This window comes from Cryptosporangium phraense (assembly GCF_006912135.1).
Classification (GTDB): domain Bacteria; phylum Actinomycetota; class Actinomycetes; order Mycobacteriales; family Cryptosporangiaceae; genus Cryptosporangium; species Cryptosporangium phraense.
On sequence record NZ_VIRS01000003.1, the window covers coordinates 101,847 to 124,853 of the forward strand.

Genomic DNA, 23,007 nt, shown 5'->3' on the forward strand with positions numbered 1-23,007 from the left:
GACTTGCGGGTCCCCGCCCGGTGACGATCAGTGTGGTGGTTGAGCCTTGCACGACCCTTGCAAGCGAGAGGCTCAGCAGGCTCAGACCTGGAAGCCGCGGAGGGTTCGGGGGATGCCTGCGGGATGCTCTGGTTGAGGTGAGCGAGTGGTGAGCTGGGCGCGGCAGAGGAATGGGGCGGGTGGGCCGAAGACGACAACGGTCATCGGTCCTGCCCCCTCACCGTCCGCGCGGGAACGTACGCACATGCCGAAGGTCGGATGTTCTGCCCAGAGCAATGATGGACACGAGGGCGCATATCGTGCGGACAAGAGCGCTGGCCGGTCTCCCTGCCCCAGCTACCCGACTAATCAGCCCGGTATCCTTCCTCGCTGAAAAGCTGCCGCTCGTCTGCGCGGGAGGACGTTCCGCCTCCCGGTCCCGCAGGTCAAGTCCTTCGGCTGCTAACAGACGAGACTGAAGCGATAGTCTGCGGCTAAGTTCAGCAAAGCGACATTGGAGCAAGATGCCTGACTTCACAGCATGGGGCCCGGCCGACTGGTCGGCTGTTGCCTCATTTCTTACTGTTATCGTCGCACTTGCCGCCAGTTCGATCGCTCTCCGTCAAGTCCGCGAGGCTCGCCGACTGCGCGAGGAACAGGCTCAACCCTACGTCGTCGCTTTCATGGAGCCAAGTGAGGCATCGCCGCAAATTATTGACCTGGTAGTGAGGAATTTTGGGACGACGGCGGCGACTAGCGTCACGCTACAAAGCGATCCCGTTTTGCAGCGAACGTCAGAGGGTTCAATCGAGGATGTTTGGCTCTTTGATGAGCTGCCAACGTTGGTGCCCGGCCAGGAGTGGCGAACGATGTGGGACTTCGGTCCTGAGCGATCTTCGGCTGACCTCCCGGAGCGGCATCGAGTTACGATGGCTTATCGCGACTCGCGGAACCGTAAGATGAAGCCAACCGAATCGATCCTCGATTGGGGCGCCTTTAAGGGAAGAATGTGGGTGAACATTTACGGCGTCCACCACGCCGCTAAGGCTCTGCGAGATATCGACAAGAAGCTGGGAAAATGGCAGGAGGGTGTGCGTGGAGGTGTCGCCGTTTACGTCCGCGACGGCGACAAGCGGGACGAAGCGCTGCAACGACGGCTCGACGAGCGAGCCCATGCATCCCAGACTGATTCGGATGCGTCGGATGTGTCAGCCGAATGACCCCTTCGTGGACGCTCAAGATCTCGGGCGCAATCAATGCTTGATCTTATAAATGATTGGAGCGCACTTCCGCTTCAGCTCATCGGGCTGGGGATCGCGATATGGCAAATCCGAAAGGCATTTGCCGAGGCGTCAGCAGCAAGAGCCGCGGCGGAGCGGGCGGAACAGGCTGCGAAGAACACGCAAGTCTCCTTGATGAGAAATCATCTATTGATCCTCATTCCGCAGCTTCAGCGTGCGGAGTCGGATATTGAGTGGGCTATAGGGCGGGCAGATCCGGACAGCATCATTCATCACTTGGGGGTATGGAGGTGGCAAGCAAGTCAGTTGAAGGGAATGGCGGGCGCCGCAATCCGGCGAGACCCTGGACTCGAAACGAGCATCGATGATTCGCTGGATGCGGCGGCGCTTGCCAAAGTAGCGCTCCAGAATCATTCAGGAGACGTGGCAAAGAAGACGCGAGGCGTACAACTTTCTATTGCTGCCGTAACAAAGCGGATTGGCGAGCTTGCGGCGCAAATCTCCGCCGACGGGCGTGGTCACACGCCGGATGCCGCCGCGCTCGAGGCGCTAGCGGAAGTCCGTCGCGGATTTCGGGACGATGATCGAAGCATATAGCCATTTGTCTGAGCCGAAACGGACGACGGCGCCAATCCGAACTATTCGGAGACAATCCTGAGGGCGCGTTACTCTGCTGCGGTGATCGCGGTCAACCGGAGTATTTGCGGACAACTCTGCGAGTGCTACGCCGGCCAGCTGGGGGGACTAATCCTTGGTCCGAGCCTCCGCGCGGTGCACAATCCTTAGCAGAAGGTCCGCAAGCTGAATAATTTCGGCCGCCTCCACGGCATCATTGAACTGCACCGGGCGGTGACTCGCAGGGTTCTTGTAGGCGCCCATCGCGCCCGCAAACAAGTCGGCCGTCGCCTGCTGCTCTCCACCTTCGGCTTTCGGATCCCTCAACACGCCATCCTTAGGGCTGAAGGCCTTTCGCATCAATGCGACCCCGAGCGATTCATTCGGCAGGCCCGAAACGCGGCGAACCTCAACCTCGACGGCCTTCATCGCAGCGAACGCCGCCGTCTCATAGTCCCCAAGCGCGAAATTGGTCCGAGCAGAGGTAAGCAAGGGATCGATGTCGCCCGCCAGCCTGTCGGCCGCCCAGATCTTCGCGACAAGGTGCGGATCGCTCACGAGTTCGCGTCCCAGCTCGCTGACGCGTTGCGCCCGTCGCCAGCACCTTCAGGCCCGTCGAAGTTGACCAGGCCCGCCGTCGGGAAGGCCGTTCTCGCCTGAGGCCTCAGCCGGTATGTGATCAGCGGAAACCGATCCGCCACAGTCGGCATTGAAGTGGCGTGTTGTAGAGGCTGCGGATACGGATCCCGGCGGCCTGGCAGGCCGTCCGGCCCGGCTTGATGACGACCCGCGCTACCTCGACGGGGCAGCTTTGGTAGCCCCACCTGTGTTCTCGAGACCACCTGGTCCGGCGCCGCCTTCACGAAGTAGCGCTTGCAGTTCATCCCGGGATTTCGGTGGAACGCAGCCAACGAGGCCCTCGTCGCTGGTCGCGAGGACAGGGGCGGAGCCGGTCGAGTGCGTGACGGAGATCCGGCCACCGCGCTGCGTCACCCACGGCGCGGGATGCCCGACGCCGAATTTGGGCCGGACGTTCTCGGTGCAGTCCCGGACCGCCTCGGCCGCCCAGTCCATCACCGACAGTACCTCGCGGCGACGTGGCGGCTGACTACTTTCCGCTTTCCTGTACCGGACCAGGATCTCTCGCGCAGTTTCCCCGGGAGCTGCTCGCCGCCACCTCGGCGAACGCGCGGAACAAGATCTGCATCGCCTGCACCCGGAAGACGCCCGGCTCGTAGTCCGGCACACCCTGCCTGAGCTCGACGGACACGACCTCACCCACTTGGACGCCTACCACGCTGCGATCCGGCTGATCGCCGACGGACGGCCATCGCCCTCACCCCTCGGACTCTATGGCTGCATCAATCGGACTTCCATACCATCAGATCCGTCTCAGTGAGGGACGGTTCGGCCGCGGAAAAGCGACCCTCGGAATGACCTAGTAACGAGGCGCCCTGACCGGCCGCAACGCCTTGCACACCCCACCTGAAGGTTCCATGAAAATTGGCGCAAGATTGCCACTAGAGGGCAGGGCTGTAAACGTGTCATTCTACTGATCACGCGCCGGCTAGTTGGAGCCCAGGCAAATGGAACCCGAGAAGCAAACACCTCTGCACGAAAGGAAACTCCAGTGACCGCTGGACTCGCATTCGAATACATCGATTCAGCCGTGGCGGGGGGATCTTGTATCGTCTCGGCCGAGAGCGCGACGGTTGTTGCATTAGTCAAGGAAGCGGTAAAAGCAGGGCATTCAGCAACATTCTATGTGTCCCATCTTCAGTATAGTGCAATTCGGGCATGGTACTGGACGCCAGAACGGCGCGTAGAGTCTGGGCTGGAGGAGGTTGGTGCTGATGAAAAGATGCGTATCGAGGCGCGCTTCGGAATTCGCATTGACGGCTTCTGCAACTCCAATCGGATCAACTGTAGCAACTGCGGACACATGTACGGCGCGTTCGAGTTCATCCAGCAAGGCATTCGAGAACACGGGCCTAAAATGATTGAGTCCGTTTTTCGCTCCGCCGATTCGGCTGTCGTCAAGGTCAACCCCAGATCGGCCGCACTTTGCCCTGAGTGCGGTCATGACGTATCGTCGAATCATGAGGGTGCGGCTCCAACTCCGAACGTCATAGGCGGTCGCGGCCCAGGGAAACACTATTATGAATTTTTCAACTACGGGTGTTGCATCCTCAGTTTCTGAACAAACGGGCCAGCTGTCCCGTTGTTCATTGACCCGCGGTCCAGTGGCTAGCGCGCCCGTCCGCGGTCTGCCCCGAATGTGCAAAACCATCTACTCTCTTGACTGCTTCCCGTCAGCTCCGAAAGCCCTTTAGGGTACGACGCGTACTGCTGTGCATGGCGCAGAATGATTTTCGAGACACGGCTCGGTCTAACCGCTGCAAGGCGTCGCTCCGAGTCTGAGAGATGGCCGACCCGGCTTGGCTCGTCATGAAGCGGAAGGCCTCTGGCCGTGGCCATACAGGTATCACCTCTCAACGGCTTCCTTGGCCATGCGCGACGGTATCGTGATCGTCACGATTCGCCAGCACGCGGCCGCTGGATAAGCCATCCGAACACCATCGAGCGGCGCCGGACATAGATACTCTTAGCCGAAACGCTCTTCAAAGACACCAAACCCTCGAACCGGTCGTCACTTCTGCCAAGTTGACGGTGATTGTGGAGGGTGATTGCTGATCCGTTGATGCCATCTAGTCGAGCACACTCGCAGCGACACACTCACTTGCCGCGTTGGGTAGTCCGGCTTCTTAGGTCTGACGCGTGACGTGGAGGTGGCTGGACCGCGCAGCCGAACCTCTCACCGGACTTGCTCCTGCCGCGATGCGAGAGCCGACGCTTCCCGCTCGGCTTGACGCGACAAGGTGAGCCGTGGCCGAGACCCCGCTCAACCACGACGGCAGCGCTCAATGGCACCTGCACGACACGTGCATGCCGCCGATCCTCATTCGCGTCATCCAGCCGAAGACATGCCTGCCGGGCTTCGAGCCAGCGTGGATCCGCTGTACCGACAAGAAGCTCGGGTGAGCACTGACATCGAGCGGGGCCTCGAGCTCACTTGGACGACCGACGAGGACCTTGCTTACGGGCGGGGCCCCGTCGTCTGGACTGAGGCAGCCGGCGAAAGCGGCGATCGACGTTCCTACCGCAAGGGAGAAGCGATGCCGGGCGTCCCCGCGATCCCGCCCTCAGCGGTGTCGGGCCAGAACGTCCTCACATCCGAGGCCAGCGACCGATACCACACCGACGCGACGTGCAGCGGCTGGCGAGCAGGACGCCACGGGCAAGGTGGCTACGGCGTGGCCGACGAACTCTGGGTTCCGATCGAGACCGCGGAAGTGGGGGCGCATGCCCTGCGCAGTCTGCGATCCGGATGCCAACGTGGAAAGGCGGGCGCCCGACCGCCCGCCCCCTCGCCTAGCTTCGCTGTAGGTACTGGCAGCCCGCGAGGGACAAGCCGAGCGCGTCGCCGAACACAGCCGCACCCACACCGATCGCCGCTGCCGGAGCCATCCCGCCCGCCGCCGCCACGATCCCTGCGGCTTCACCGACGGCGACGGACACCGCCACCATGAAAAGCATGACTGCCCAGCGCGGGAACTCTTTCACGTGCGGTTCAGCCGGATCCCTCATGCCCAGCTCTGCCGCTGGCGGCTTGTTGCTCGTTACGCTATTCATGCGGGGCCTTCCTCGGTCGACCAACCTACGGACTGGTTCTGCGCCGGCCCTCGTCGTCTGACCACGACGGGGGCCACTCTTCGAGTCCTCGCTTACGGGCGCCCCTTCAATTCTGAAGAGTGACCGGCGGGAAATCACTGCCGGAAGCCCAAAAGAACGTGAGTGAACCGGGTTGGCCCAACCAAGACAGTCGCCACGATAATCACTCGGGTCCTGTCGCCTCGTCCGGGTCTATCCACCCGCGCTTATCGATCAGAATCTCGAGAAATACCCCCTGCCAGCAGTGATGATGCGATGAACAGCGCAGGCCTGGTGAGAACGCGTGCGGCTTGCGATAAAACTGGCGTCGATCGATACGAATCGACTGGTCCCTCGGAGGGGCGGATGCCGGGCCGGCGCCTTGAACTTAGCCGCACCGGAGGGGCGTGCCTTCGAAGCGATCAGTGATGACGGTCTGAGCCCGCCTCGTCGCAATGGGGGGTAATCCGAGTAGGTGAGACGCACCGGCTCTTCGCCTGGGCGCCTGCACGCAGCGTGTAACGGACTGGCTTCTGCTCAACTGCTCGGGTCAACCGACGCCGACGCGCTGTCGATTCCGATGGAGGGCGTGTCAGCTGTCAGCAAGACCGGCCCGTCAAGCACACGGAGTCGAAGGCCGTGCTCGTCGCAAGCAGCCTCCAGTTGTTCGCGTAGTGCATCATCGACTGGCTCGAGAGTTGCCGCGATGTGAACTGTCGCGCCGAACTTGGCACTGCTCCCGACGTCGGACGCGACGTCGGTGAAGCCTGGCGCGCGACGTTTTGCCTCGCCGGCAAGTACGTCTTGCTTGTGCCAGCCTAGGAGGTCTACCTCGAAGGGCGGCCCGTCGATCGGTTCCGCGCCGCCTACGACGTAGGCGCCTTCGGCTTCGAGGACGGCCGCGGCAGCGAGAACTGGCAGCCCACCGTTCGCGCTGATGATGCGCATGGCGGGCGATAGCCGATAGTGCAGGGCAGGCTCGCCGCGGTCGGCGAGTTTATAGGCGGCGGGGGCCCGGCAGGCCCGACAGACCGGCTGGGGCGGGGCGTCGTCCAGATGACGCAGTTCTTGTGTGTCGCAGACGCTGCAGTCTGCACGCAGCCCGCGGACTACGTGGCCACGGGCGACCAGTTCATTGAGCGCTCGCGCCACCTGCCCGAGAGGTGCGCTCGGGGCTGGCTGCTGCAGGGATGTTGCGACGTCGTCCAGTGTCCGAACACGGTCTCGGAAGGCGGCCACAGCGGCGCGGAGATAATCGCGATCGTCCGGGGAGACATGTTCGAGCGCGCGCCTGAGGCCTCGAGAGTCCGCCGGGGTCAGCGCCTCGATGACGGCAATTGCGGCTGGTTCTCGGTAAAAGTCCAGGCGGCCCGCCTCATGGGCTAGCACTGCGCGGAGTTGCCGAGCTTTGTCGGATTGCCGGAAGTTCAACGATGTTGCCGCACGCAGGATGGCATCTGGGTCTGGCAGGTGGAGCGGAAGTTGGTAACGCGGGTACAGGCGTGTGGGTACCCGCAGCTCCGGTCCTGCCCACCGAGATCCCGAGAGGAAGAGTTCGGCCACGGCCGGTCGTTGAGGCACCTCGATTAGATTTCCACTGAGTCCGAGTTCGACTGGAGCACCGAAAGAAGTCGAACGATAGGGCACAGGGTTGGGCCAGTCGACGATCGTCGTCGGGCGGTAAATTGCGGTCGTGATATGCGCCGCGCCTGCCCCGTATCGTCTGGCGCCCTGCCAGTGGTTACGAAATTCTGTGTTGACGACTGCGGTCGGCTCTATGGTGCTCTTTCTGACCGGAAAGTCGGTCCATTTAGAGCCCGCATGCTCGAGGATCTCAAATCTATGCAGTATTTCTTGGAGCTCGTCCGTGGGAACAGACAAGCTGCAGATAAAGAGTGTGGGGCTGGATCGCGCGACGGCCCGAACCTTCGATTGGATGTCGGCGGCTGCCGCGTCTGCGAGCTGGCGCGTGATGAGAAGGTCGGTTCCACCTTCGCTTGGGCGCAGCGCGCGTGTATTCCAGAACCATTGCAAGTCCTCGAAAGTAGGAACTTCCGGTGCCACGTATACGAATACCGCTGCATCGAGGAATGCTCCTGAAGCGTAGGACGTGGACAGTCTATGCAGCGTGGAATCGATGACCCCGCAACGGTTGAGCTGTGCGCTCACCAGCGTGCTGTCATCGACGGGGACTACTTCTCCTCCGTGAGAACGCCATTCTTCCAATTCATCACGGCATGCCAGACGGCCGACCGCCGCCAACCCAAAGGCATCATCATCCGCAGCCTCGACCAGCTGCATCTGCTGAAGGTCCGCGTCCGTATGGACGCCAAATGCTGACGGGCTCCACTGCCGACCATCATCTAGGGGGCGTGCCGCTGCGACGTCAACTTCGAACGCTCCTAGTGCCACCTTCGTTCCAGAACGTACTCGACCACTGAAATCGATCAGCCCGGCCACCCCGGCCACGTCGATCAACTGAAGTGCGCCACCGGCGGCGGTGGGCTGACCGTCCAAGTCGATCGCGACTATAGGAAAGCGCCGTCCACCCCACATACTGCTGGCCGCTCGAAACGCGAGGGTTAACTGCTCCAGATCGGCTTCTGCGACCCCAAGGGCCAGCGGTCGTGGTCCTAGCTGCAGCCCGATCGTGTCCTGGCGGACAAATCCATCCACTGAACCCTTCAGCCCCTCAAGATCAGTCCGAGGAGTTACCCCGCGGCGTCGCCGGTCAGTCAATCACCTCGCGCAGGAGAGTAGGTGTCCGGAACGAGGCTGCATCAGCTACGGCAGCCGTGCTGGGTCAGTTGTATTGAGTCTGCCATCGGCACGCACTCTATTGCCGCGTAGTTTGCTCGGGAGGTGCGCTCGGTCCATGACTCGGCGCACCTCCTCTGGTATGGCTCCCGGCTCGATCCCACCCCTGACGCTACGGAGCAGGCGCCCGGGCCTAGGAAGCGCTCGTCGCGAGGGTCGCGACGGACCATTGCCGACTGGCTAAGGCGCGCTCGGAGACTTCGTGTGCCTTGTCAAGGATGCCCGGGCGACTGGACCGGATCAGCGCCTCCACTACGCCGACCGTAGTGTCGTCGCCGGTGTCGACCGTGGCAGAGTGCCCGACCGTGACCAGATCGCGGCGCGTTAGCCGGCGTAGCTCGTCTCGGAACTCGTCCGACCCGCCCTGACAGCAGCTAAGCACGACGACCGAAGCGTCACAGGAGCGGGCGTCGAGGTCCGCCAGTTTGTAGCCCGCGTCCTCCTCGAGCAGGCATAGGCGGACCTCTCCGGCCCCGTCCACGTACCCGTGGAAGTCGAGCAGCAGCAGATCCACGTCGTGCACGTCGGCGAGTGCGGCCTCTATCTCAGCATGAGTCCGCGCCTCGAACTGAGCCAGCGCGAAGACCAGGCCATCCGCCGCGGCTCGATCGAACACCTTTTTGAGCGCTGCGTAGTAGACGCTCCAACGGATTCGCTCCAGACCGGTGTAGACATGCCGGATACGCCAGCGCGATTGCGACCCGTTGCTCTGGCTGAACCCCTCAGCCGACACTCCACTCATCATTGCCCCCAGATCCGGTAAGGACTCGACGCGTACCACGGTTTTATCGGCACCGCGTTTCGCCGGGGCGATCCGCTGCCGTCCGAAAGAACGCCTGAGGCAACCCGGGCCGCGTTCGGCGCAGACGGCCGCGCCGGCAACGCCGCTCGCCGCCGGGTCGTGGTTGCTCGGATGTACTGCAGCGGCGTGGTTCGCGGTGGGGTGATGGCCGTGGATCGGGCTGTTTCGGGGCGCAAGCCTGGCTTCGTAGCCGATGTCGTCAGGTAGGGCGAGTCGTGGTTACCCGTATCGCCCGCGATTACAGACCAGTCCCGGAGCGCCGCGCGCGTAGTGCGTCCTGCCCGCGGGCGGTTGTGTTTCACCGGCCACCCCTCTTACGGAGGGCAAGGTGGCCCCCGCCCCTGCTGACCGGACGGGTTGGACTCGGCGGCGTCAGCAGCGACTTGGACCTGCTCGGAGATCGCGGGACACACGCCGAAGTGCTGATCGACCCTCGGCGCAACGGCACCGCCGTCGAACCCCTATGACACCCGCGCAACTGCGTCCGAGAGCCTCGACGGGCGTCGCCGTCACCGGTGGTCGCTTCGATCAACTGCGCCCTCGATGAGGCGGCGTCCGAGTTCGCGAACCACGTCGTGTAGTTCCGGGGGCTGCTCGATGACAAAGGGCCGGTCTAGCGCGGCCAGGGTGCCGGCGACCCATTCGAGGTGTTCGGCACGCAGAAACACCCGCAGCCAGCCGTCACCTCTCGTAGCGTCGGCAGCCGGCGTCACCGAGGCCAGCGTGTCCGGTATGCGGGTCTGCACATATGCCATGTCTGCATTGATGAGCACCGACACGTCGTGCCGCCACGGTGCCGCGGTCAGCGGTCCGACGACCTGCGCGACCGGATCTACGTCGGCTGGCGCGGCGAAAGTGACCGACCGCACCTGCAGACCGGCCATGCGGTCCAGGCGAAAGGTTCGCAGCCCCTGCCGGTCGACGTCGAATCCGGTGAGGTAGAGCAGACCGCGGTGCGCCACCACCCCGTGCGATTGCACCTGCCGCTGCGCCCAGCGTCCCTGACGAGGCTGATAATCGAACGCGACGAGCCGCCGGTCTCGCGCTGCCTCGGCCAGATCAAGCAGCGTCCGTCCATCCCGGTTGCCGGACTGGTTCGCAGTGGCATGGTCCCGGCCGCTGACGCTCCGTACGCCGGTGAAGTCCACCGTCTGCAGTACCGCGTCGATGCGCCGAGCGAGCGAGTCAGGTAGCACCCGGCGCACCTTGGCCATCGCGTTGTCCACTGCGAGCGATGACGCCGGGCCGGCTTCGGAATGGCGGTCGAACAGCAGCGCCCACACCACGGCGAGGGCCTCCTCGTCGGTCAGCATCAGTGGCGGCATGCGGTAGTGGCGGGCGAGACGGTAACCGCCGTACCGACCCCGAACCGCGTCCACCGGAATGTCCAGCTCGCGCAGATGCTCGACATACCGACGCACGGTGCGTTTATCGACCTCGAGGCGCTCGGCGAGGTCAGCGACCGTGTGGGTGCCGCCGGCCTGCAGCAACTCAAGCAGGGCCAGGACTCGTGCAGTCGGTCTCGCCATGTCACCAATGTTGCCCACGATACCGGGCGGAAACTGACCCCTATCGGATTTACCGTCGCTGCATGACTTCACCAACTACCGTTCAGCTCGCCTCGGTACGCGTCATCACCGAGGACCTTCCCCGCCTCGTCCGGTTCTACGAGGTCCTCACCGGCGCCACACCGCAGTACCTGACCGACGACTTCGTCGAACTAGTGACGCCTTCGGCGACCTTCGCGGTCAGCGGTCCTGACCGCGTTGCTTTCATCACCGCGAATACCCCCCGCGGAGGCGCCAACAACAGCGCGATCGTCGAATTCCTCGTCGAGGATGCCGAAGCCGAATATCAAAAGCTGGTAACCCAGTTCGGGAACGACCTCGACGTGGTTCAACCTCCCACCATGATGCCGTGGGGCAATCTGTCGGTCCTGATCCGCGACCCCGACGGGGCGCTGATCAACCTTTACACGCCGGTGACACCGCAGGGACAGCAGCTGCAGCGCAACCGCACACCCAGGATGCTGCCCTCCGAGGCGTAATTCCAGCCGCACGCGGGACTGTCTCGCTGAGGGTCTTTCGGGTGACGTTGGCGAGCTTTCGCGAACGAAATTGGCCGCCGCGGTCGCTGTGCAGCACACAACCGGCGACGTTCCCGCCCCGTCGGGCAACGGCGTACTCGACGGCGCGGACGGCGATCGCTGATTCCATGCGGTCGCCAGTGGAATAGCCGACGATCCGGTTGGACCAGACGTCTTTGACCGCGCAGACGTTGAGCTTTCCTTCACTCGCCCGACGCTCGGTCGAGTCCGTGAGCCAGAGTCGATTCGGCCCGTCGGCCCGGAACTGCCGCTGGGTGTCGGCGCGGTCCCGGAGGAAGCCTCCCGGCAATTGAAAGGACATCGGTCTCTCGCCGGACGACGTGGCCTACGGCAACGGCGGTCACGGGCCGCCCCGACTCGCGGGGCGGCCCATCACGCCGGTCGGCGCTGGGGGAGCTCGATCAAGTCGAGCAGGTCGGCCACGCGGGTGTCGTGCGCGTCGGCCGGCCAGGCCAGGAGGACCTCCGTCGCGGGTAGCCCGGTCACCGGGACTGCCACGACGTGGTGCCCCAAGCGGTCAACGGCGCTGTCGCCGATCACCGCGATCAGTTGCCCGGTGGCGACGAGGTCGACCAAGGCGTCCAGCCCGACGGGTGGGAGTTCGGCCCGGTAGGCGCGGTCGCGAAGCAGATCGGCTGGCGTCACCGCGGTGCGACCCGCCAACGGGTGGTCGGACGGGACGAGTGCTACTGGGCGTTCGGTTGTGACGGTTTGCGCGTCCAGACCGCTCAGGTCGTCGCTGGAACAGATCAGTGCGACGTCGGCGCGGCCGTCGCGGACGGCACTCGTCTGCTCGCGGGTGAAGACGAGTTCGACGGAGCCGCCGCCGAAGGTCGTGACGTAGCCGCGCACCAAATCGCGCAGCAGACCCGCGCCCGTCCCGGGTGGTGTCGCGATGCGCAGCACGGGCTGACCGGCCTGGCGGGTGCGGAGGATCGCGCGGTCGAGGGAGCGCAGCACGGCCCGCGCCTCGACCTCCAGGATCTGGCCGGCCGCGGTCAGCTCGACCCGGCGGCTCGTCCGTTTGAACAAGGGCCGTCCGAGGCGGCGTTCCAGCTGCGCGATCGCCCGCGACAGCGGGGGAGGAGCGATGCCGAGCCGTTCGGCGGCTTGGCCGAAGTGCAGTGTGTCGGCCACGGCCAGGAAGTACTCCAGCTCCCGGACCTCCAGGCGTTTCATGACCTCCACGGTAATGAATGATGATTTTCTCGTCATCGCAGGGAGCTGCCCTCGGTTGTCATTCTTGTCCCACCAGAGAAAGGGACACTGTGGCAAAGATTGGGATCATCGGCACCGGAAGCATCGGGGCCAGTCTCACGCGTGGGCTCAGCAGGGCCGGTCACGTCGTGACGATCGCGAATACGCGCGGACCGCAGAGCCTTGCCGAGTTGGCGGCGGAGTCGGGCGCGACCGCGTCGGCGCTCGAGGACGTCGGACGCGACGTGGACGTGGACGTGCTGATCACGTCGATCCCGTTCCGGCGGATGCCGGAGCTCAGAACGATCGTCGATCGGCTCCCGGCTGGGGTTCCGGTCGCCGACACGTCGAACTATTACCCGCGCCGGGACGGCCGGATCGAGGAGATCGAACGGGGAGAGGCCGAGGGCGTCTGGCTAGAGCGACAGTTGGGTCGCCCGGTCGTGCGGGCGTGGAATTCGCTGCTGCAGACGACGCTCGCGGACAAGGGGCGGCCACGGGGAGCCGCCGACCGGCTGGCCGTAGCGGTCGCCGGCTCCGATGTCGTCGCGAAGCGGCTCGTAATGGATCTGGTCGACGACACCGGTTTCGATCCGGTCGACGCGGGAACGGCCGAGGACACCTGGCGCCTGCAAGCCGGGGCACCCGCGTACTGCACCGAGCTGAGCGCCGAGCAGTTGCGGGCGGCGCTCACGCTCGCTGACCGCGACGCGGTGACAGTGCGTCATTCCGCCGTGTTGTCGATCATCGACACTTGGGAACAGGGACCGACGTTCTTCGACGACATCGTTGCGCTCTACCGCGCCGCGGCGGGTCTGTCCGCTCGTTGACCGGCAGTCGCCTACGGCCTGGAAACGCACGGCGATGTACTGCTTACCCGGCAACCGCAGCGGGCCGACGTCTTTGATGGCCGCCTCGAGACGGCCGGCGTCGCGCCCGGTCGGGAAGTTCGACGAACAGCGCGTCCTCGATCTGGCCCGGGCAGGCGTGGACGCCCGGACCTTCACCGCCATCGCCGACACCGCTCTGGCTGTCCTGCCTGGCCGGTCTCGCCGGTGAGGACCGGGAGCCTCCGGGGCTGTCCGGTCTCGTTCCGCCGCGCCGGGCGACCTGGTCCGAGCGTTCCGGAATCGTCACCGCGACCTTGCGGCGTCGCAGCGCCGCGTGGGTCGAGGGATGAGAGTAGGCCTTGTCAGCCACAACCCGGTCCGGTCGCTTCCGCGGCCGGCCGGGTCCCTGCCGGGGCACCGAGATCTCATCGAGCAGCGGCAGGAGTGGTGGGTAGTCGCCGGCTTGACCAGCGGTCAGCCGGACGGCCATCGGCCGTCCCCGGCCATCGACCGCGCCGGGATCTTGCTGCTCAGCCCGCCGCGGGACCGCCCGATCGCCTCGCCCGCGACCGCAGCCACCGGGATGCCCGGACGCGCGGCCGACCGCGAGCCCCCCTCTTTTTCGCCCGCTGCGCGATCATCTCGCCGCCGCGGGGATCGCCGCCGGCGAACGGATCGACGTGCCGGTGGACCTCGCCTGGCGCGACTGGCAGGCGACCTGATGATCGCCGAGATCAAGAGTTGTCTGGCCGGCGCCGACGCTGACCGCTCCGCCGCCCTTGGCGTACTCTCCTGCCGCGCCGGGCGCGTGGAGCGCACACGCGATTACCGTCAGCGGTGTAACTCGACGGCTTGCCGACCGTCACGAGACTGGACTGACCCGGTGAGTCACCAGCCGGAGGTCTTCGCCTGTCGGGTGCACCGCCTCGCAACGCGCATGAACTGGCGGGAGATCCGTCAGCCAGCGCCCGAGCCCTCTCTGGGCTGTCGCCGGCAGCGTCCGCACGCGTGCGGGGTCCAACTCTGTGACCTCGCCGGGTCTCAGCCCGAATGCCACACCATGCCGTTGGGCAACACCGTCGAAGTATCGGCGCACCCGGGCGGACAGTAGTTGGACGCACCACCGATCAACGAATCCACTCGGCATGTGCGCCAGGCGGTAGAAGTCCTTGAGCGCCTCACCCAGATGCTGTGTCCACGCTGCGTTGGTCTCGCGCGGCTCGCGTGGGAATTTGAATTCCACGGCCGCAGGCGTCGGGCCCGTCACGACCAAATCGACGGAGTCGGGTACACCCGGCCGGCGCCACTCCGCTTCGAGCCGCACGGGGGCAACGCTGGCCTCGACGAGTTCGCAGACGGCAGCGAACCGCAGCACGTCCTCGGTCAGTAGTGCTTCCAGACCGGCAACTCGGTGACGGTCCAGCGCACTGGCGGTCGCCGCCCACACCCCGGCCCAGTCGATGGGGTCCTTCACTGGATCCACGTCGGACATCGTGTCTCACGGATTCGGGCTCTGGCTGGAAATTGGTGCAACAGCGTCCGCATCTTGATGCGAAATCGGGTGCGCCCGACGTGGTGTTGCCGCTGCCGGCGAGTGGTTGTGATGGCGCTGGTGGCGGTTGACCGTGAGGTATGACTACTTCTGCTGCGTCTCGCTCTGGCCAGGGTCTCTTTGATCTGGCGGTGGCGGCCTATCTGCGGCGCTACCGCGGAACGTCTCGGCTGCACTCCGAGTCCGACCTGCGGGTATACCTCCGCTGGTGCGCCAGCGAAGCCCTCGATCCGCTGGCGGTCGCCCGCGTGGACATCGAGCGCTACCTCCGCTGGCTCCAAGACGTCCGCTGCTTCCAGCCCTCCACGGTGTCCCGAAGGCTGTCAGTCGTGGTCGGCTTCTGCCGCGTCTGCGTCATCGACCAGGTCCTGTCCCACTCGCCGGCCGACTACGTCCGCAGACCCCCTGTTCCACCTGAATCCCCGACGCTCGGACTCGGTCACCTGCAGTTTGAGGCGCTACTCACGACCGCCAGACTCTCGGCGAACACCAACGACTTCGCGCTCATCGCGATGGTCGGCCTGCTCGGATTACGGATCTTCGAAGCCACCGGAGCCAACATCGCCGACCTCGGCGAGGAACACGGTCACCGCGTCCTGCGTGTCCGCGGCAAAGGCGGCAAGGTAGTCCTCGTCCCGCTCCCGCCAGCCGTCGGCCGAGCGCTCGACCGCGCCGTCGACGAACGACTCGGTGGACCGATCCTCCGGAACATCCGTGGCGGCCGGATGGATCGGCATGCAGCGACCCGTCGGCTCAAGCACCTCGCGGCGATCGCCGGGGTCCGGATGCCCAGGATGCACCCGCACATGCTCCGGCACACCTTCGTCACCACGATGCTCGACGCCGGCGTCAGCCTCCGCGACACCCAGATCGCGGCCGCCACGCCGACCCGCGAACCACGATGCGCTACGACCGAGCTCGCAAGAACCTTGATCGTCACCCGAACTACATCCTCGCCGCATATATGGCCTCCGGGACGTAGCACCGACACGCGACCGTGCCGAGAAGAGCATATTCATGGCGCTCGGAGGCCCCTAGTAGATAGATAATCACTGCCGGTCGGCAAGTACAAGACTTGAATTTTGCAATGATCGCGCTGATGCTTCGTCCATGCTTTGGGACGAATTCACGACGCTCCGAAATGCTCTTTGGATCGGCGGCGGCCAATGGGCCGGAAAATCGACCGTCGCCGGGATTCTCGCCGAGCAGTACGGTCTTACCCACTACCACTATGACTACCACGACGCCCGAGGTCACTGGGACCGCAAAGTCGCCCGGCGCTTCCGCCGTGGCGAGGCCCTCGCCGAGCCGGACCCTGAGCGCATGTGGATTCGGACGACTGTCGAGCAGGCCGTCGAGGACAGCTTGGCCAGCTTCGTGGAACGCTTCGAGTACGTCCAGGACGACCTCCGGGCGCTCGCGTCGCCATACCCCCTCATCGCTGACGGTTGGGGTCTTCGTCCGGAACTGGTCGCGCCGATCACCTCCTCGCCGCGGCGCATGGTCGTCATGGTGCCCACTGAGGAATTTCGGCTGTACCAAATGAGGCGGCTACCGCGAGCCAGCAATATTCGACGCAACGTCAGCGACCCCGATCTGGCGCAGCACAATCGAATCGCGCGCGATCTGCTGATTGCCGATGACGCGGTAGCTCAGGCCAAGCGGCTGCACATCCGCGTCATCGAGGTGGACGGATCCCGGGACGTCCACGCCATAGCAAGTCTGGTGGCCGATCACTTCCGTGAATTCCTACCGTAGGCCTCCAGCAGCTCACTCAATTGCCGCCGATAGCTGGCTCATAGGTCTGGACGTGAAGCGGCCCGGAGCGCGGGTTCGCGTTCCGGGCCGGGTCCTGCTGGGTGGTTCAGTTGCAGTAGCTGTAGTCCCAGCAGTCGTTGTGGTGGCGACGCTTGTGGTGGCGACGGCGCGGGCGGCAGTCGTAGTCGTACGAGTAGTTGTCGTTGCAGTAGTCGTACGAGTTGTCGTAGCAGCCGCTCATGTCGTCCAGCCTCCAGAAGCCGTTTCTCGGGGCCTGTCCCCGTGCTGAAATCAGCTTCCCGCCGGGCGGCCGCCGGCTCGATCGCCGTGGCGACGCCGCGAACGTTCGGTTCCCAACACTCGCTCGTGCCGCGCTGAGTGCGGAGCACTCCTATGCCGCTGCCAAGGCGTTCCGTGTCAGAGGGCTTTGGTCAGCCGGACGTCTTCCTCCTGGTAGCCGCCGCGGGAGTAGAAGGCCCGCGCTGAGCTGTTGGCGGCGCCAGTCTCCAGCGTGAGGCGACGAAGACCGCGACCCAGTGCCCATTGCTCGGCTGCTCGCAGGAGCAGCGTGCCGATACCCCGTCGCTCGCTACCGGCCTTCACCACGAGCTCTCCGACGTAGGCGTCGACCTCGCCAGTGAAATGCTGGCGCTGGCCGGTGGTCACCACGCCGACAATCTCGTCCGAGGCGACCGCCACCTGTACCGCGCGGTCAGCGTCTGCACTGTGATCAAGCGACTCCTCGATCCAGCCGGCCACCGCCGAGCCGACCGCTGTCGGATCCCGCCAGGACGCGACCCCGATCTGCAACCGAGGCGCGAGCAGAAGAACTGCGTCACGATCGGATGGCCGGTACTGGCGCACAAGAACCTGATCGACAGTCATGAGGTCATGGTGGCAAGTGGAGCGGCCTTTGATAAATGCCTGGCACAGGCTATTCCGACCGCCGGAGACGAACTCATCTGCCGCCGATGGTGAGTTGCTCGCCCACCCTGTGCGGCTCCGCCGCAGGTGTCCGGCGCTCGCGTGGCCGCCGGTGCCCGGTCCGGGCACATTGAAATCTTCGCGACTGTGCCGGGACCGGATCGTGATTGGGAGGAGTTCGCCGAGCTACTGAGGGTTTACGCCGCGAACGGTTGTGCCTTCTGGCAGGCCGAGCGATTCCCGTACCTTGGCCGTCAGGGTGGTAGTTACCGGTACCTGCTGGGCGGCGGCGATGTACTCGTCGACCGTGTCCGCCGCCGCGACGCGCCGGTACGCGGCGGCGCGCAGCTGGAGGTGCTGGTGGAGAGCGTCGATGTAGGGCTGTGTCTGGCTGGGCCAGCGATACCCCTGAAGCCCTCGGGAGAAGGCGGTGGTGGCGTCGGCGGCGCGCTCGGCGAGCTGCTTGTGCGCGCCGAGGTTGGCGTCGGTCAGCATCGTGTCGCGCATCCAGGCATCTCGCGCCGCATCGGAGGGGCGCTGAGCCGAAGGTAGGTGTCGCCAGCCTCCTTGACGGTCAGGACCGATGTCGAAGCGGTGGCGCTGGCTTGAGCCGAGTCCGGACGCGGTGCGACGTCAGGATTGCCGGACGAGCAGCCGGTGAGGCCGGTAAGTGACAGACTCACCGCAGTGGCGGCGACAACCAGGTTGCGGTTCATGAGGACAGGCGGCCTTCCAAGGCCCACTGCCTGCCCGGACGCCCGTCTTGGATCTCCTCGCCGCCGCGTTCGGCGACCAGCCGCACCAGCTTGCGGAACTGGGCCTGGGACAGACCGGTGAACGGTTCGATCCACTCCCTACGGGACGCGGTGATGACCGGCGACGACACACCGGAATCCTCCGCGATGGCCAATCACCAACTAAGCCGGGTTACGAGACGTCCTCTAGCCAAGCGATGATCCGCTGGACCGCCATCGCCACCACCCGACGCCTCGCGCTTAGCCGACCTGCTACCGCCAGCAACGCCGTATCTTTCCTGAACCATCAATCGCGGGAGGTTTCAAAACGCGCTCTCAAAGACGCGGATGCCGAATTTTGCCGATCAGCGCCTGGCCGGGAAAGGGGCCAATTAGTATCCCGGTTGCTTCTATGCATCGGCTACATCGCGGGCTGTAGTGAAAATGTAGCGTTTCATGAATATCGATTCCGAATCGAACAGGTGTTGAATCCACACCGGACAGCTGTTACTGCTGGATGTGGCGTCGACGCCACCTCCGGAGATCCGGTTCCTGGGGGGATCGCGGTCTTCCCGAATCGAGAAATTGTCGCCCGATACATTTGGAGACGGGATGAAAACGTTCAGTGGTCGGTTTCGGCGTGGGATGAAATTGGGCACGGCCGCATTGTTCGCGGTTTCACTCTTCGCCGGGGTCGGGGCCCTAGCGGTACCCTCGGCAGCCCAGGCGCAGATCTCACTTCAGTGTAGGTACACGGCAGCAGAGCCGACCCTCCGGCAGGGAAGCAGTGGTACTGCCGTTCGGCAACTGCAGTGCGAGTTGAACAACTCTCTTTGGTACACACAAGTTACTGTCGATGGATCTTTTGGTCCGGCGACAGCGGCGGCAGTGCGGACGTTACAGTCATGCACCGGGCTCGCCGTCGACGGGATCGTCGGCCCGCAGACATGGAGTACGCTCAACACTCACACCGTAGGCCACTACGTCTACTGCTGATTCTCGCAATTGTGGTCGATTGTCCATTGCGGTGGTCAATGGACTGGCTGTGTCGGCTCGTCCGGAAGAACCGTACTTCCGGGCGAGCCTGACTTACGCGGCCTCGCGTAATGGCGCCAACCGGCGAGAACCGGCCGGTGGGAGTGCGAACGCCGGTCTCGGCCACGCGGGCAGCAGCTGATTTTGTCACGAGCAGAATGCCTTAGGCTCACTCGGCGACCTGAGATGCAAGCACGAGCCCTGGTCGACCGGAGTAGAGCATTCAGCCGACGGCTCGGTCGGCCGCAGACCCGTCTGCCTGGGGTTGGAGAATCGAATGCACGCTTCTGCCGCGGATAGAGCATGGGGTCCGATATCGGCTTCGTCGCCCGACGGCCGCGTGCATAGGCCACTACTCGGGCTCCCCAATGTCCACCGCTTCCAGTCGCCAGCCCTGCGCCGACGGCCTGTCGGGCGCAGCAAATCGCCCCGTCAGGCGCTGGTCTCAACTCCGCGAACGAGATCTACCGCTGGTGGCATCCAGTGCACGTCGTGAATCGCTAGCGGGTCGACGACAGACCGGATTGCCGCGTGGACCCGGCTTGCCGCTGCCATCAATTCAGCTGTATCCAACCGAGCATCACCGAAGGTGACGAGAAGTCGGTCTGGGTTCACGCCCAGCCCAAGGCCGGCGGCAGCTAGCGGCGCCTCGTCGAAGTGCTCAAATGCGTTGCGGAGTGGAGATATGACCCGAACAAGCCTTTCGAACAGTTCCAGGTCCTGACGGATCGGCCGAAGAGGCAACGCGCTCGCCCGAGCAAAGTCGCAAGCCCGACCGAGACGCCGAAGGGTAGTGACAAATAGGTCGAGTTCGTTGATGCCCTGCACGACAACACGCTGCGGAATGCTCAGCAGGCCGGAGCTCAGTACATTCGAGCAGTGCTCGCACACTCGCTCATGCTGATGCGCGACGGCCAGATAGCACCTGTCCGCACGTGACTGGACGACGAGGGCCCGTGCAGACTCGGGCCGTGCGCGCCATTGGTCGTTCACGGATCCGGAGCTAGCTCGTCGGTGCGCCACACGCACAGTATCCGCGAGTCTCGAGGCGATTCCTTCACCTTCATGCCGAGGCGCTCATCTGCCGCGAGGCGGGCGCGTAGCGTCCGCTATTGCCGCCGATAGAGCGGGCCATCCTCCTCGGCGTTTCAGCGCGCGACGCCAGGAACCTCAGTGTCGTTCTGAGGCGTAATCGGCGGCGTCGGGTCGCCGAACCACTCCGAGAGAGCCTGATGCAGGCGTGGTACCGCGGTGTCGGCCGGTTCGTCGATGGCGGCTGCCCAGGCGATGTGACCGTCCGGACGGATCAGCAGCGCGTCTGTCGGCCGCTGCTCGGTGCCGGCGGTCCGGATGTCGACGCGATCCAACCAGCCCGCGGCGGCCTCCCGCAGGTCGGCGCGGTCAGCGCGGACAAGGAGGATGGGGCGTGCACGGTGCAGAAGGGCGGCGACGCTTGTGGTGCCCTGGCCGGTCTGCAGGGTCAGGTCGGTGACGAATGTGCCGGTCAACGGGTGTGGATCGGAGCCGGGGTAGCGAAGGTCGGCGCCGGCGATCAGGGCACCGAGGCGGCGCGCCGGCTGTTCGTCGGCGAGGAGTTCCTGGACGACCTCGCGGAGTGCATCGGCGGCCGGGTCGGTTCCTCGTCGCAGTGCTACCTGCGCGCGGGTCTGCAGTAGCGCCCGTTCTCCGGCGTACCGTCGTTCGGTCTCGTACGTGTCGAGCAGTCCGGAGGGTGCCCCGCCCCGGATGTCGGCGGCCAGTTTCCAGGCCAGGTTGACCGCGTCTAGCATGCCCAGGTTGAGTGCGGCTCCGGTCGCGGGAAGTAGATGAGCCGCGTCACCGGCGAGCAGGATCCGTCCGTCGCGGTAGCGTCCGGCCTGCCGCGCCTGGAACTGCCAGCGGGAAAGCCGAAACGCTTCGCCCATCGGGAGGTCCGCACCGAGCATCCGATGGACGCTCTGCTGGAACTCGGTCAGCGTCATCGGTTCGTCGTCGTCGTACTCGACCGATTCCTCCTCGACGGTGGTGGCGAACATGACCCCGGCTGTGACTCCTCCGAACCCGAAAGCGCCGCGTTCGGTGCGGGTGAAGCCCACGCCGATCCGGCCCACGCCGGGGGATCTCGACGTCGCCGTTGGCGAAGGTGCGCACCGAGTCGGGCAGTGCGACCCGGGCCAGCCGGTTGACCTCTGGATAGGTGGTGCCGGGGAAGGCGATTCCGGTCAGGTCGCGGACCGTGCTGCGCGACCCGTCGCACCCCACCAGGTAGCGGGCGGTCACCTATTCGGGCCCGTCCGGGCCCTGCACCCGCGCGGTGACCAGGTCGACGTCCTGGCTGGCCGCCGTCAGCACGCGTCCGCGCCGGATCTCGACGCCGGATTCGCGGGCGTGCTCGTCGAGAAAGCGCTCGAGGCGAGGTTGCGGGAGACCGATCGCGTGCAGCGGGGACGCGGCCAGGCGGGTCAGGTCCACCTGCACACCGCCGAACGGGAACCGGGGCGCCGGGTGCGGTGCGTCGCTGACTGCACGCAACCGCTCCAGCAGCCCTCGGTAACGCAGTAGTTCCAGGATCTGACCGCCGAGACCGCCGGCCTTCGGAGCGTCGCGCAATTCCGGGCGCCGCTCCAGCACGAGCGGTCGCGCTCCGGTCAGACACAGCTCGGTGGCCAGCATCAAACCGGTCGGACCGGCGCCGACAACGATGACGTCGACGTCCGTTTCTGGCATTCCTCGCACGGTTCTGCTCCCCGTTTACGCAGGTAAAGGATCCGGTCGCAGAGTGTGCACCCGCGCTGGGGTCTTGCCGCAAGACCCCCGGTCCGCTATAGCTTGGCAATGGAGGGAAGAGCCCGTCGAGCGTCCTTTGGCCGGTAATATCGCGCCTGCGGAGCGTGGAGAGCAGTGCTGGTGACAAACTGCGCGACGAGTTAGTCAGATATCACCAGGAGTTGCTTGACGCCGGAAGTCACCGACCGGGCACTATCTCTACCTACATTCAGCATCCCGAGCGACTTACTGTGTTCGCTCCCTGCATTCCAGCCATTGACGAGAAACGTCCGGTCGTGCCGCGATCAGGGCAGGTGCTTTTCGTAGAGGACTAGGGTCCAGGTCCAGCTTAGTTGATGTTCTCGGCCGACGGCCTGGTAGCCGAGGTTTTCGTAGAAGGCCATGGCCTCGGGTTGGTTGGTGGCAGTGTCCAGGAACATTCGCTGTAGGCCGTTGTGCCGTGCGTGTTGTTCCAACGCGTCCATCAGGGCTCGGCCGATTCCGCGGCGGCGGGTTGCCGGGTGTACGCGGACCCGGAGAATGTTGGCCGCGCCGTTGTGGGCTGGGCGTAGGCCGGCCATGCCGACGAGATGTCCGTCGAGTTCGGCGACGAGGAACTCGCCGCCGGCTGCGAGGAAGCTGTCGGTGATGTCGGCCAGATCGGGGAAGCCTGGGGGCGGTTGGGTTGCGGGTGGGAGTGGCAGCGGAACAGTGGGGTTGGCGGTGGCGCCGATGTTCGGCAGGTTGTTCAGGGCCCAGATCGTTGAGGCGTCGGCGTCGCGGAATCGTCGGATCGAGAGCACGGTTCGAGAGTGAGCCGTCTCGACCGCCGAGCTCTAGCGATTTCCCGCCCCCTCCACGACCTTCGAGTGCCGTCTCGCGGGAGCCCGGCGGCGATCGTCGGTGGTGGACGCTGCTTGTCGCCGTCGGTCAGCGCGA

The 23,007-nt window shown here is 65.1% G+C and carries 23 protein-coding genes and 4 pseudogenes; 10 read left to right on the forward strand and 17 right to left on the reverse strand.

What is annotated here, in order from left to right; all coding sequences use genetic code 11:
* Positions 1 to 503 precede the first annotated feature (503 nt).
* A complete protein-coding gene (locus FL583_RS05115; RefSeq protein WP_142703293.1) occupies positions 504 to 1,199 on the forward strand; it encodes a hypothetical protein in 696 nt (231 codons plus the stop codon).
* 36 nt (positions 1,200 to 1,235) lie between these two features.
* Positions 1,236 to 1,817, forward strand: a complete 582-nt coding sequence (locus tag FL583_RS05120) for a hypothetical protein (protein WP_142703294.1) — start codon at positions 1,236 to 1,238, stop codon at positions 1,815 to 1,817.
* Between the two features lie 147 nt (positions 1,818 to 1,964).
* Here FL583_RS05120 and FL583_RS05125 read toward each other — a convergent pair whose 3' ends face one another.
* Complete coding sequence (locus tag FL583_RS05125; RefSeq protein WP_170323487.1) at positions 1,965 to 2,393, reverse strand: TIGR02391 family protein; 429 nt, start codon at positions 2,391 to 2,393, stop codon at positions 1,965 to 1,967.
* 584 nt (positions 2,394 to 2,977) lie between these two features.
* Here FL583_RS05125 and FL583_RS42795 point away from each other — a divergent pair.
* The 3 genes and pseudogenes from FL583_RS42795 to FL583_RS39945 form a co-directional block, all read left to right on the forward strand.
* Positions 2,978 to 3,174 (forward strand): annotated as a pseudogene (locus FL583_RS42795) (hypothetical protein); the annotation flags it as partial.
* Between the two features lie 291 nt (positions 3,175 to 3,465).
* The gene (locus FL583_RS05135) at positions 3,466 to 4,035 is read left to right on the forward strand and encodes a hypothetical protein (protein WP_142703296.1); all 570 of its coding nucleotides are present in this window, start codon (positions 3,466 to 3,468) and stop codon (positions 4,033 to 4,035) included.
* Positions 4,036 to 4,721: 686 nt separating this feature from the next.
* Positions 4,722 to 4,877, forward strand: a complete 156-nt coding sequence (locus FL583_RS39945) for a hypothetical protein (RefSeq protein WP_170323489.1) — start codon at positions 4,722 to 4,724, stop codon at positions 4,875 to 4,877.
* Between the two features lie 390 nt (positions 4,878 to 5,267).
* Here FL583_RS39945 and FL583_RS05140 read toward each other — a convergent pair whose 3' ends face one another.
* The 4 genes from FL583_RS05140 to FL583_RS05155 all read right to left on the reverse strand — a co-directional run bounded on the left by FL583_RS05140 (position 5,268) and on the right by FL583_RS05155 (position 10,694).
* Positions 5,268 to 5,528: a hypothetical protein gene (locus FL583_RS05140; protein ID WP_142703297.1), complete on the reverse strand. Its 261-nt coding sequence runs from the start codon at positions 5,526 to 5,528 to the stop codon at positions 5,268 to 5,270.
* A 555-nt stretch (positions 5,529 to 6,083) separates the two neighbouring features.
* Positions 6,084 to 8,222 (reverse strand): hypothetical protein, encoded by a 2,139-nt coding sequence (locus FL583_RS05145; protein ID WP_142703298.1) that lies wholly within the window; start codon positions 8,220 to 8,222, stop codon positions 6,084 to 6,086.
* A 274-nt stretch (positions 8,223 to 8,496) separates the two neighbouring features.
* A complete protein-coding gene (locus FL583_RS05150; protein WP_142703299.1) occupies positions 8,497 to 9,096 on the reverse strand; it encodes a hypothetical protein in 600 nt (199 codons plus the stop codon).
* A gap of 578 nt (positions 9,097 to 9,674) precedes the next feature.
* A complete protein-coding gene (locus FL583_RS05155) occupies positions 9,675 to 10,694 on the reverse strand; it encodes a helix-turn-helix transcriptional regulator (RefSeq protein ID WP_142703300.1) in 1,020 nt (339 codons plus the stop codon).
* A gap of 62 nt (positions 10,695 to 10,756) precedes the next feature.
* On the opposite strand from FL583_RS05155, the gene FL583_RS05160 reads away from it, so the two are divergent.
* Complete coding sequence (locus FL583_RS05160; protein ID WP_142703301.1) at positions 10,757 to 11,212, forward strand: VOC family protein; 456 nt, start codon at positions 10,757 to 10,759, stop codon at positions 11,210 to 11,212.
* On the opposite strand, the gene FL583_RS41425 is transcribed toward FL583_RS05160, so the two are convergent.
* Both FL583_RS41425 and FL583_RS05170 read right to left on the reverse strand, forming a co-directional pair.
* On the reverse strand, positions 11,130 to 11,573 hold the full coding sequence (locus FL583_RS41425; RefSeq protein WP_170323490.1) for a DDE-type integrase/transposase/recombinase: 444 nt from the start codon (positions 11,571 to 11,573) through the stop codon (positions 11,130 to 11,132). The genes FL583_RS05160 and FL583_RS41425 overlap by 83 nt on opposite strands.
* Positions 11,574 to 11,644: 71 nt before the next feature.
* Complete coding sequence (locus tag FL583_RS05170; RefSeq protein ID WP_170323491.1) at positions 11,645 to 12,451, reverse strand: LysR family transcriptional regulator; 807 nt, start codon at positions 12,449 to 12,451, stop codon at positions 11,645 to 11,647.
* Positions 12,452 to 12,468: 17 nt separating this feature from the next.
* Between FL583_RS05170 and FL583_RS05175 the strand changes: the two genes are divergently transcribed.
* Positions 12,469 to 13,299 carry an NADPH-dependent F420 reductase gene (locus FL583_RS05175; RefSeq protein WP_205751857.1) on the forward strand — a complete coding sequence of 277 codons (831 nt, stop codon included), beginning with the start codon at positions 12,469 to 12,471 and terminating at the stop codon, positions 13,297 to 13,299.
* 268 nt (positions 13,300 to 13,567) lie between these two features.
* Here FL583_RS05175 and FL583_RS41430 read toward each other — a convergent pair.
* Positions 13,568 to 13,857: pseudogene (locus FL583_RS41430) on the reverse strand (transposase); the annotation flags it as partial.
* 304 nt (positions 13,858 to 14,161) lie between these two features.
* On the reverse strand, positions 14,162 to 14,782 hold the full coding sequence (locus tag FL583_RS05185) for a hypothetical protein (protein WP_142703304.1): 621 nt from the start codon (positions 14,780 to 14,782) through the stop codon (positions 14,162 to 14,164).
* A 317-nt stretch (positions 14,783 to 15,099) separates the two neighbouring features.
* On the opposite strand from FL583_RS05185, the gene FL583_RS05190 reads away from it, so the two are divergent.
* A complete protein-coding gene (locus tag FL583_RS05190; RefSeq protein ID WP_205751858.1) occupies positions 15,100 to 15,900 on the forward strand; it encodes a tyrosine-type recombinase/integrase in 801 nt (266 codons plus the stop codon).
* 61 nt (positions 15,901 to 15,961) lie between these two features.
* Complete coding sequence (locus FL583_RS05195) at positions 15,962 to 16,609, forward strand: hypothetical protein (RefSeq protein ID WP_142703305.1); 648 nt, start codon at positions 15,962 to 15,964, stop codon at positions 16,607 to 16,609.
* Between the two features lie 106 nt (positions 16,610 to 16,715).
* On the opposite strand, the gene FL583_RS42330 is transcribed toward FL583_RS05195, so the two are convergent.
* The 4 genes and pseudogenes from FL583_RS42330 to FL583_RS05210 all read right to left on the reverse strand — a co-directional run.
* Complete coding sequence (locus tag FL583_RS42330; protein ID WP_276611559.1) at positions 16,716 to 16,850, reverse strand: hypothetical protein; 135 nt, start codon at positions 16,848 to 16,850, stop codon at positions 16,716 to 16,718.
* A gap of 176 nt (positions 16,851 to 17,026) precedes the next feature.
* Positions 17,027 to 17,494, reverse strand: coding sequence for a GNAT family N-acetyltransferase (locus FL583_RS05200; RefSeq protein WP_142703306.1), 468 nt, complete (start codon positions 17,492 to 17,494; stop codon positions 17,027 to 17,029).
* Between the two features lie 225 nt (positions 17,495 to 17,719).
* Positions 17,720 to 18,040: a hypothetical protein gene (locus FL583_RS05205; protein WP_142703307.1), complete on the reverse strand. Its 321-nt coding sequence runs from the start codon at positions 18,038 to 18,040 to the stop codon at positions 17,720 to 17,722.
* Between the two features lie 223 nt (positions 18,041 to 18,263).
* Positions 18,264 to 18,419: pseudogene (locus FL583_RS05210) on the reverse strand (IS5/IS1182 family transposase); the annotation flags it as partial.
* Between the two features lie 493 nt (positions 18,420 to 18,912).
* On the opposite strand from FL583_RS05210, the gene FL583_RS42800 reads away from it, so the two are divergent.
* On the forward strand, positions 18,913 to 19,263 hold the full coding sequence (locus tag FL583_RS42800; protein WP_420843118.1) for a peptidoglycan-binding domain-containing protein: 351 nt from the start codon (positions 18,913 to 18,915) through the stop codon (positions 19,261 to 19,263).
* A 471-nt stretch (positions 19,264 to 19,734) separates the two neighbouring features.
* Here FL583_RS42800 and FL583_RS05220 read toward each other — a convergent pair whose 3' ends face one another.
* From FL583_RS05220 to FL583_RS05240, 4 genes and pseudogenes are all read right to left on the reverse strand, one after another.
* Positions 19,735 to 20,295: a hypothetical protein gene (locus FL583_RS05220; RefSeq protein WP_142703309.1), complete on the reverse strand. Its 561-nt coding sequence runs from the start codon at positions 20,293 to 20,295 to the stop codon at positions 19,735 to 19,737.
* A 155-nt stretch (positions 20,296 to 20,450) separates the two neighbouring features.
* Positions 20,451 to 21,338 (reverse strand): FAD-dependent monooxygenase, encoded by an 888-nt coding sequence (locus FL583_RS42805; protein WP_142703310.1) that lies wholly within the window; start codon positions 21,336 to 21,338, stop codon positions 20,451 to 20,453.
* Positions 21,339 to 21,438: 100 nt separating this feature from the next.
* Positions 21,439 to 22,029, reverse strand: a pseudogene (locus FL583_RS42340) (FAD-dependent monooxygenase); the annotation flags it as partial.
* A 344-nt stretch (positions 22,030 to 22,373) separates the two neighbouring features.
* Positions 22,374 to 22,871: a GNAT family N-acetyltransferase gene (locus FL583_RS05240; protein WP_142703313.1), complete on the reverse strand. Its 498-nt coding sequence runs from the start codon at positions 22,869 to 22,871 to the stop codon at positions 22,374 to 22,376.
* Between the last annotated feature and the right edge of the window lie 136 nt (positions 22,872 to 23,007).

What these genes read in the sequence shown, in the direction of transcription:
- FL583_RS05115 (WP_142703293.1), top strand. Translation starts at nt 504, where the DNA reads ATGCCTGACTTCACAGCATGGGGCCCGGCCGACTGGTCGGCTGTTGCC.
- FL583_RS05120 (WP_142703294.1), top strand. Translation starts at nt 1,236, where the DNA reads ATGCTTGATCTTATAAATGATTGGAGCGCACTTCCGCTTCAGCTCATC.
- FL583_RS05140 (WP_142703297.1), bottom strand. Translation starts at nt 5,528, where the DNA reads ATGAATAGCGTAACGAGCAACAAGCCGCCAGCGGCAGAGCTGGGCATG.
- FL583_RS05155 (WP_142703300.1), bottom strand. Translation starts at nt 10,694, where the DNA reads ATGGCGAGACCGACTGCACGAGTCCTGGCCCTGCTTGAGTTGCTGCAG.
- FL583_RS05160 (WP_142703301.1), top strand. Translation starts at nt 10,757, where the DNA reads ATGACTTCACCAACTACCGTTCAGCTCGCCTCGGTACGCGTCATCACC.
- FL583_RS41425 (WP_170323490.1), bottom strand. Translation starts at nt 11,573, where the DNA reads ATGTCCTTTCAATTGCCGGGAGGCTTCCTCCGGGACCGCGCCGACACC.
- FL583_RS05170 (WP_170323491.1), bottom strand. Translation starts at nt 12,451, where the DNA reads ATGAAACGCCTGGAGGTCCGGGAGCTGGAGTACTTCCTGGCCGTGGCC.
- FL583_RS05175 (WP_205751857.1), top strand. Translation starts at nt 12,469, where the DNA reads ATGATGATTTTCTCGTCATCGCAGGGAGCTGCCCTCGGTTGTCATTCT.
- FL583_RS05195 (WP_142703305.1), top strand. Translation starts at nt 15,962, where the DNA reads ATGCTTTGGGACGAATTCACGACGCTCCGAAATGCTCTTTGGATCGGC.
- FL583_RS42330 (WP_276611559.1), bottom strand. Translation starts at nt 16,850, where the DNA reads ATGAGCGGCTGCTACGACAACTCGTACGACTACTGCAACGACAACTAC.
- FL583_RS05200 (WP_142703306.1), bottom strand. Translation starts at nt 17,494, where the DNA reads ATGACTGTCGATCAGGTTCTTGTGCGCCAGTACCGGCCATCCGATCGT.
- FL583_RS05205 (WP_142703307.1), bottom strand. Translation starts at nt 18,040, where the DNA reads ATGCGCGACACGATGCTGACCGACGCCAACCTCGGCGCGCACAAGCAG.
- FL583_RS42800 (WP_420843118.1), top strand. Translation starts at nt 18,913, where the DNA reads ATGAAATTGGGCACGGCCGCATTGTTCGCGGTTTCACTCTTCGCCGGG.
- FL583_RS42805 (WP_142703310.1), bottom strand. Translation starts at nt 21,338, where the DNA reads ATGTTCGCCACCACCGTCGAGGAGGAATCGGTCGAGTACGACGACGAC.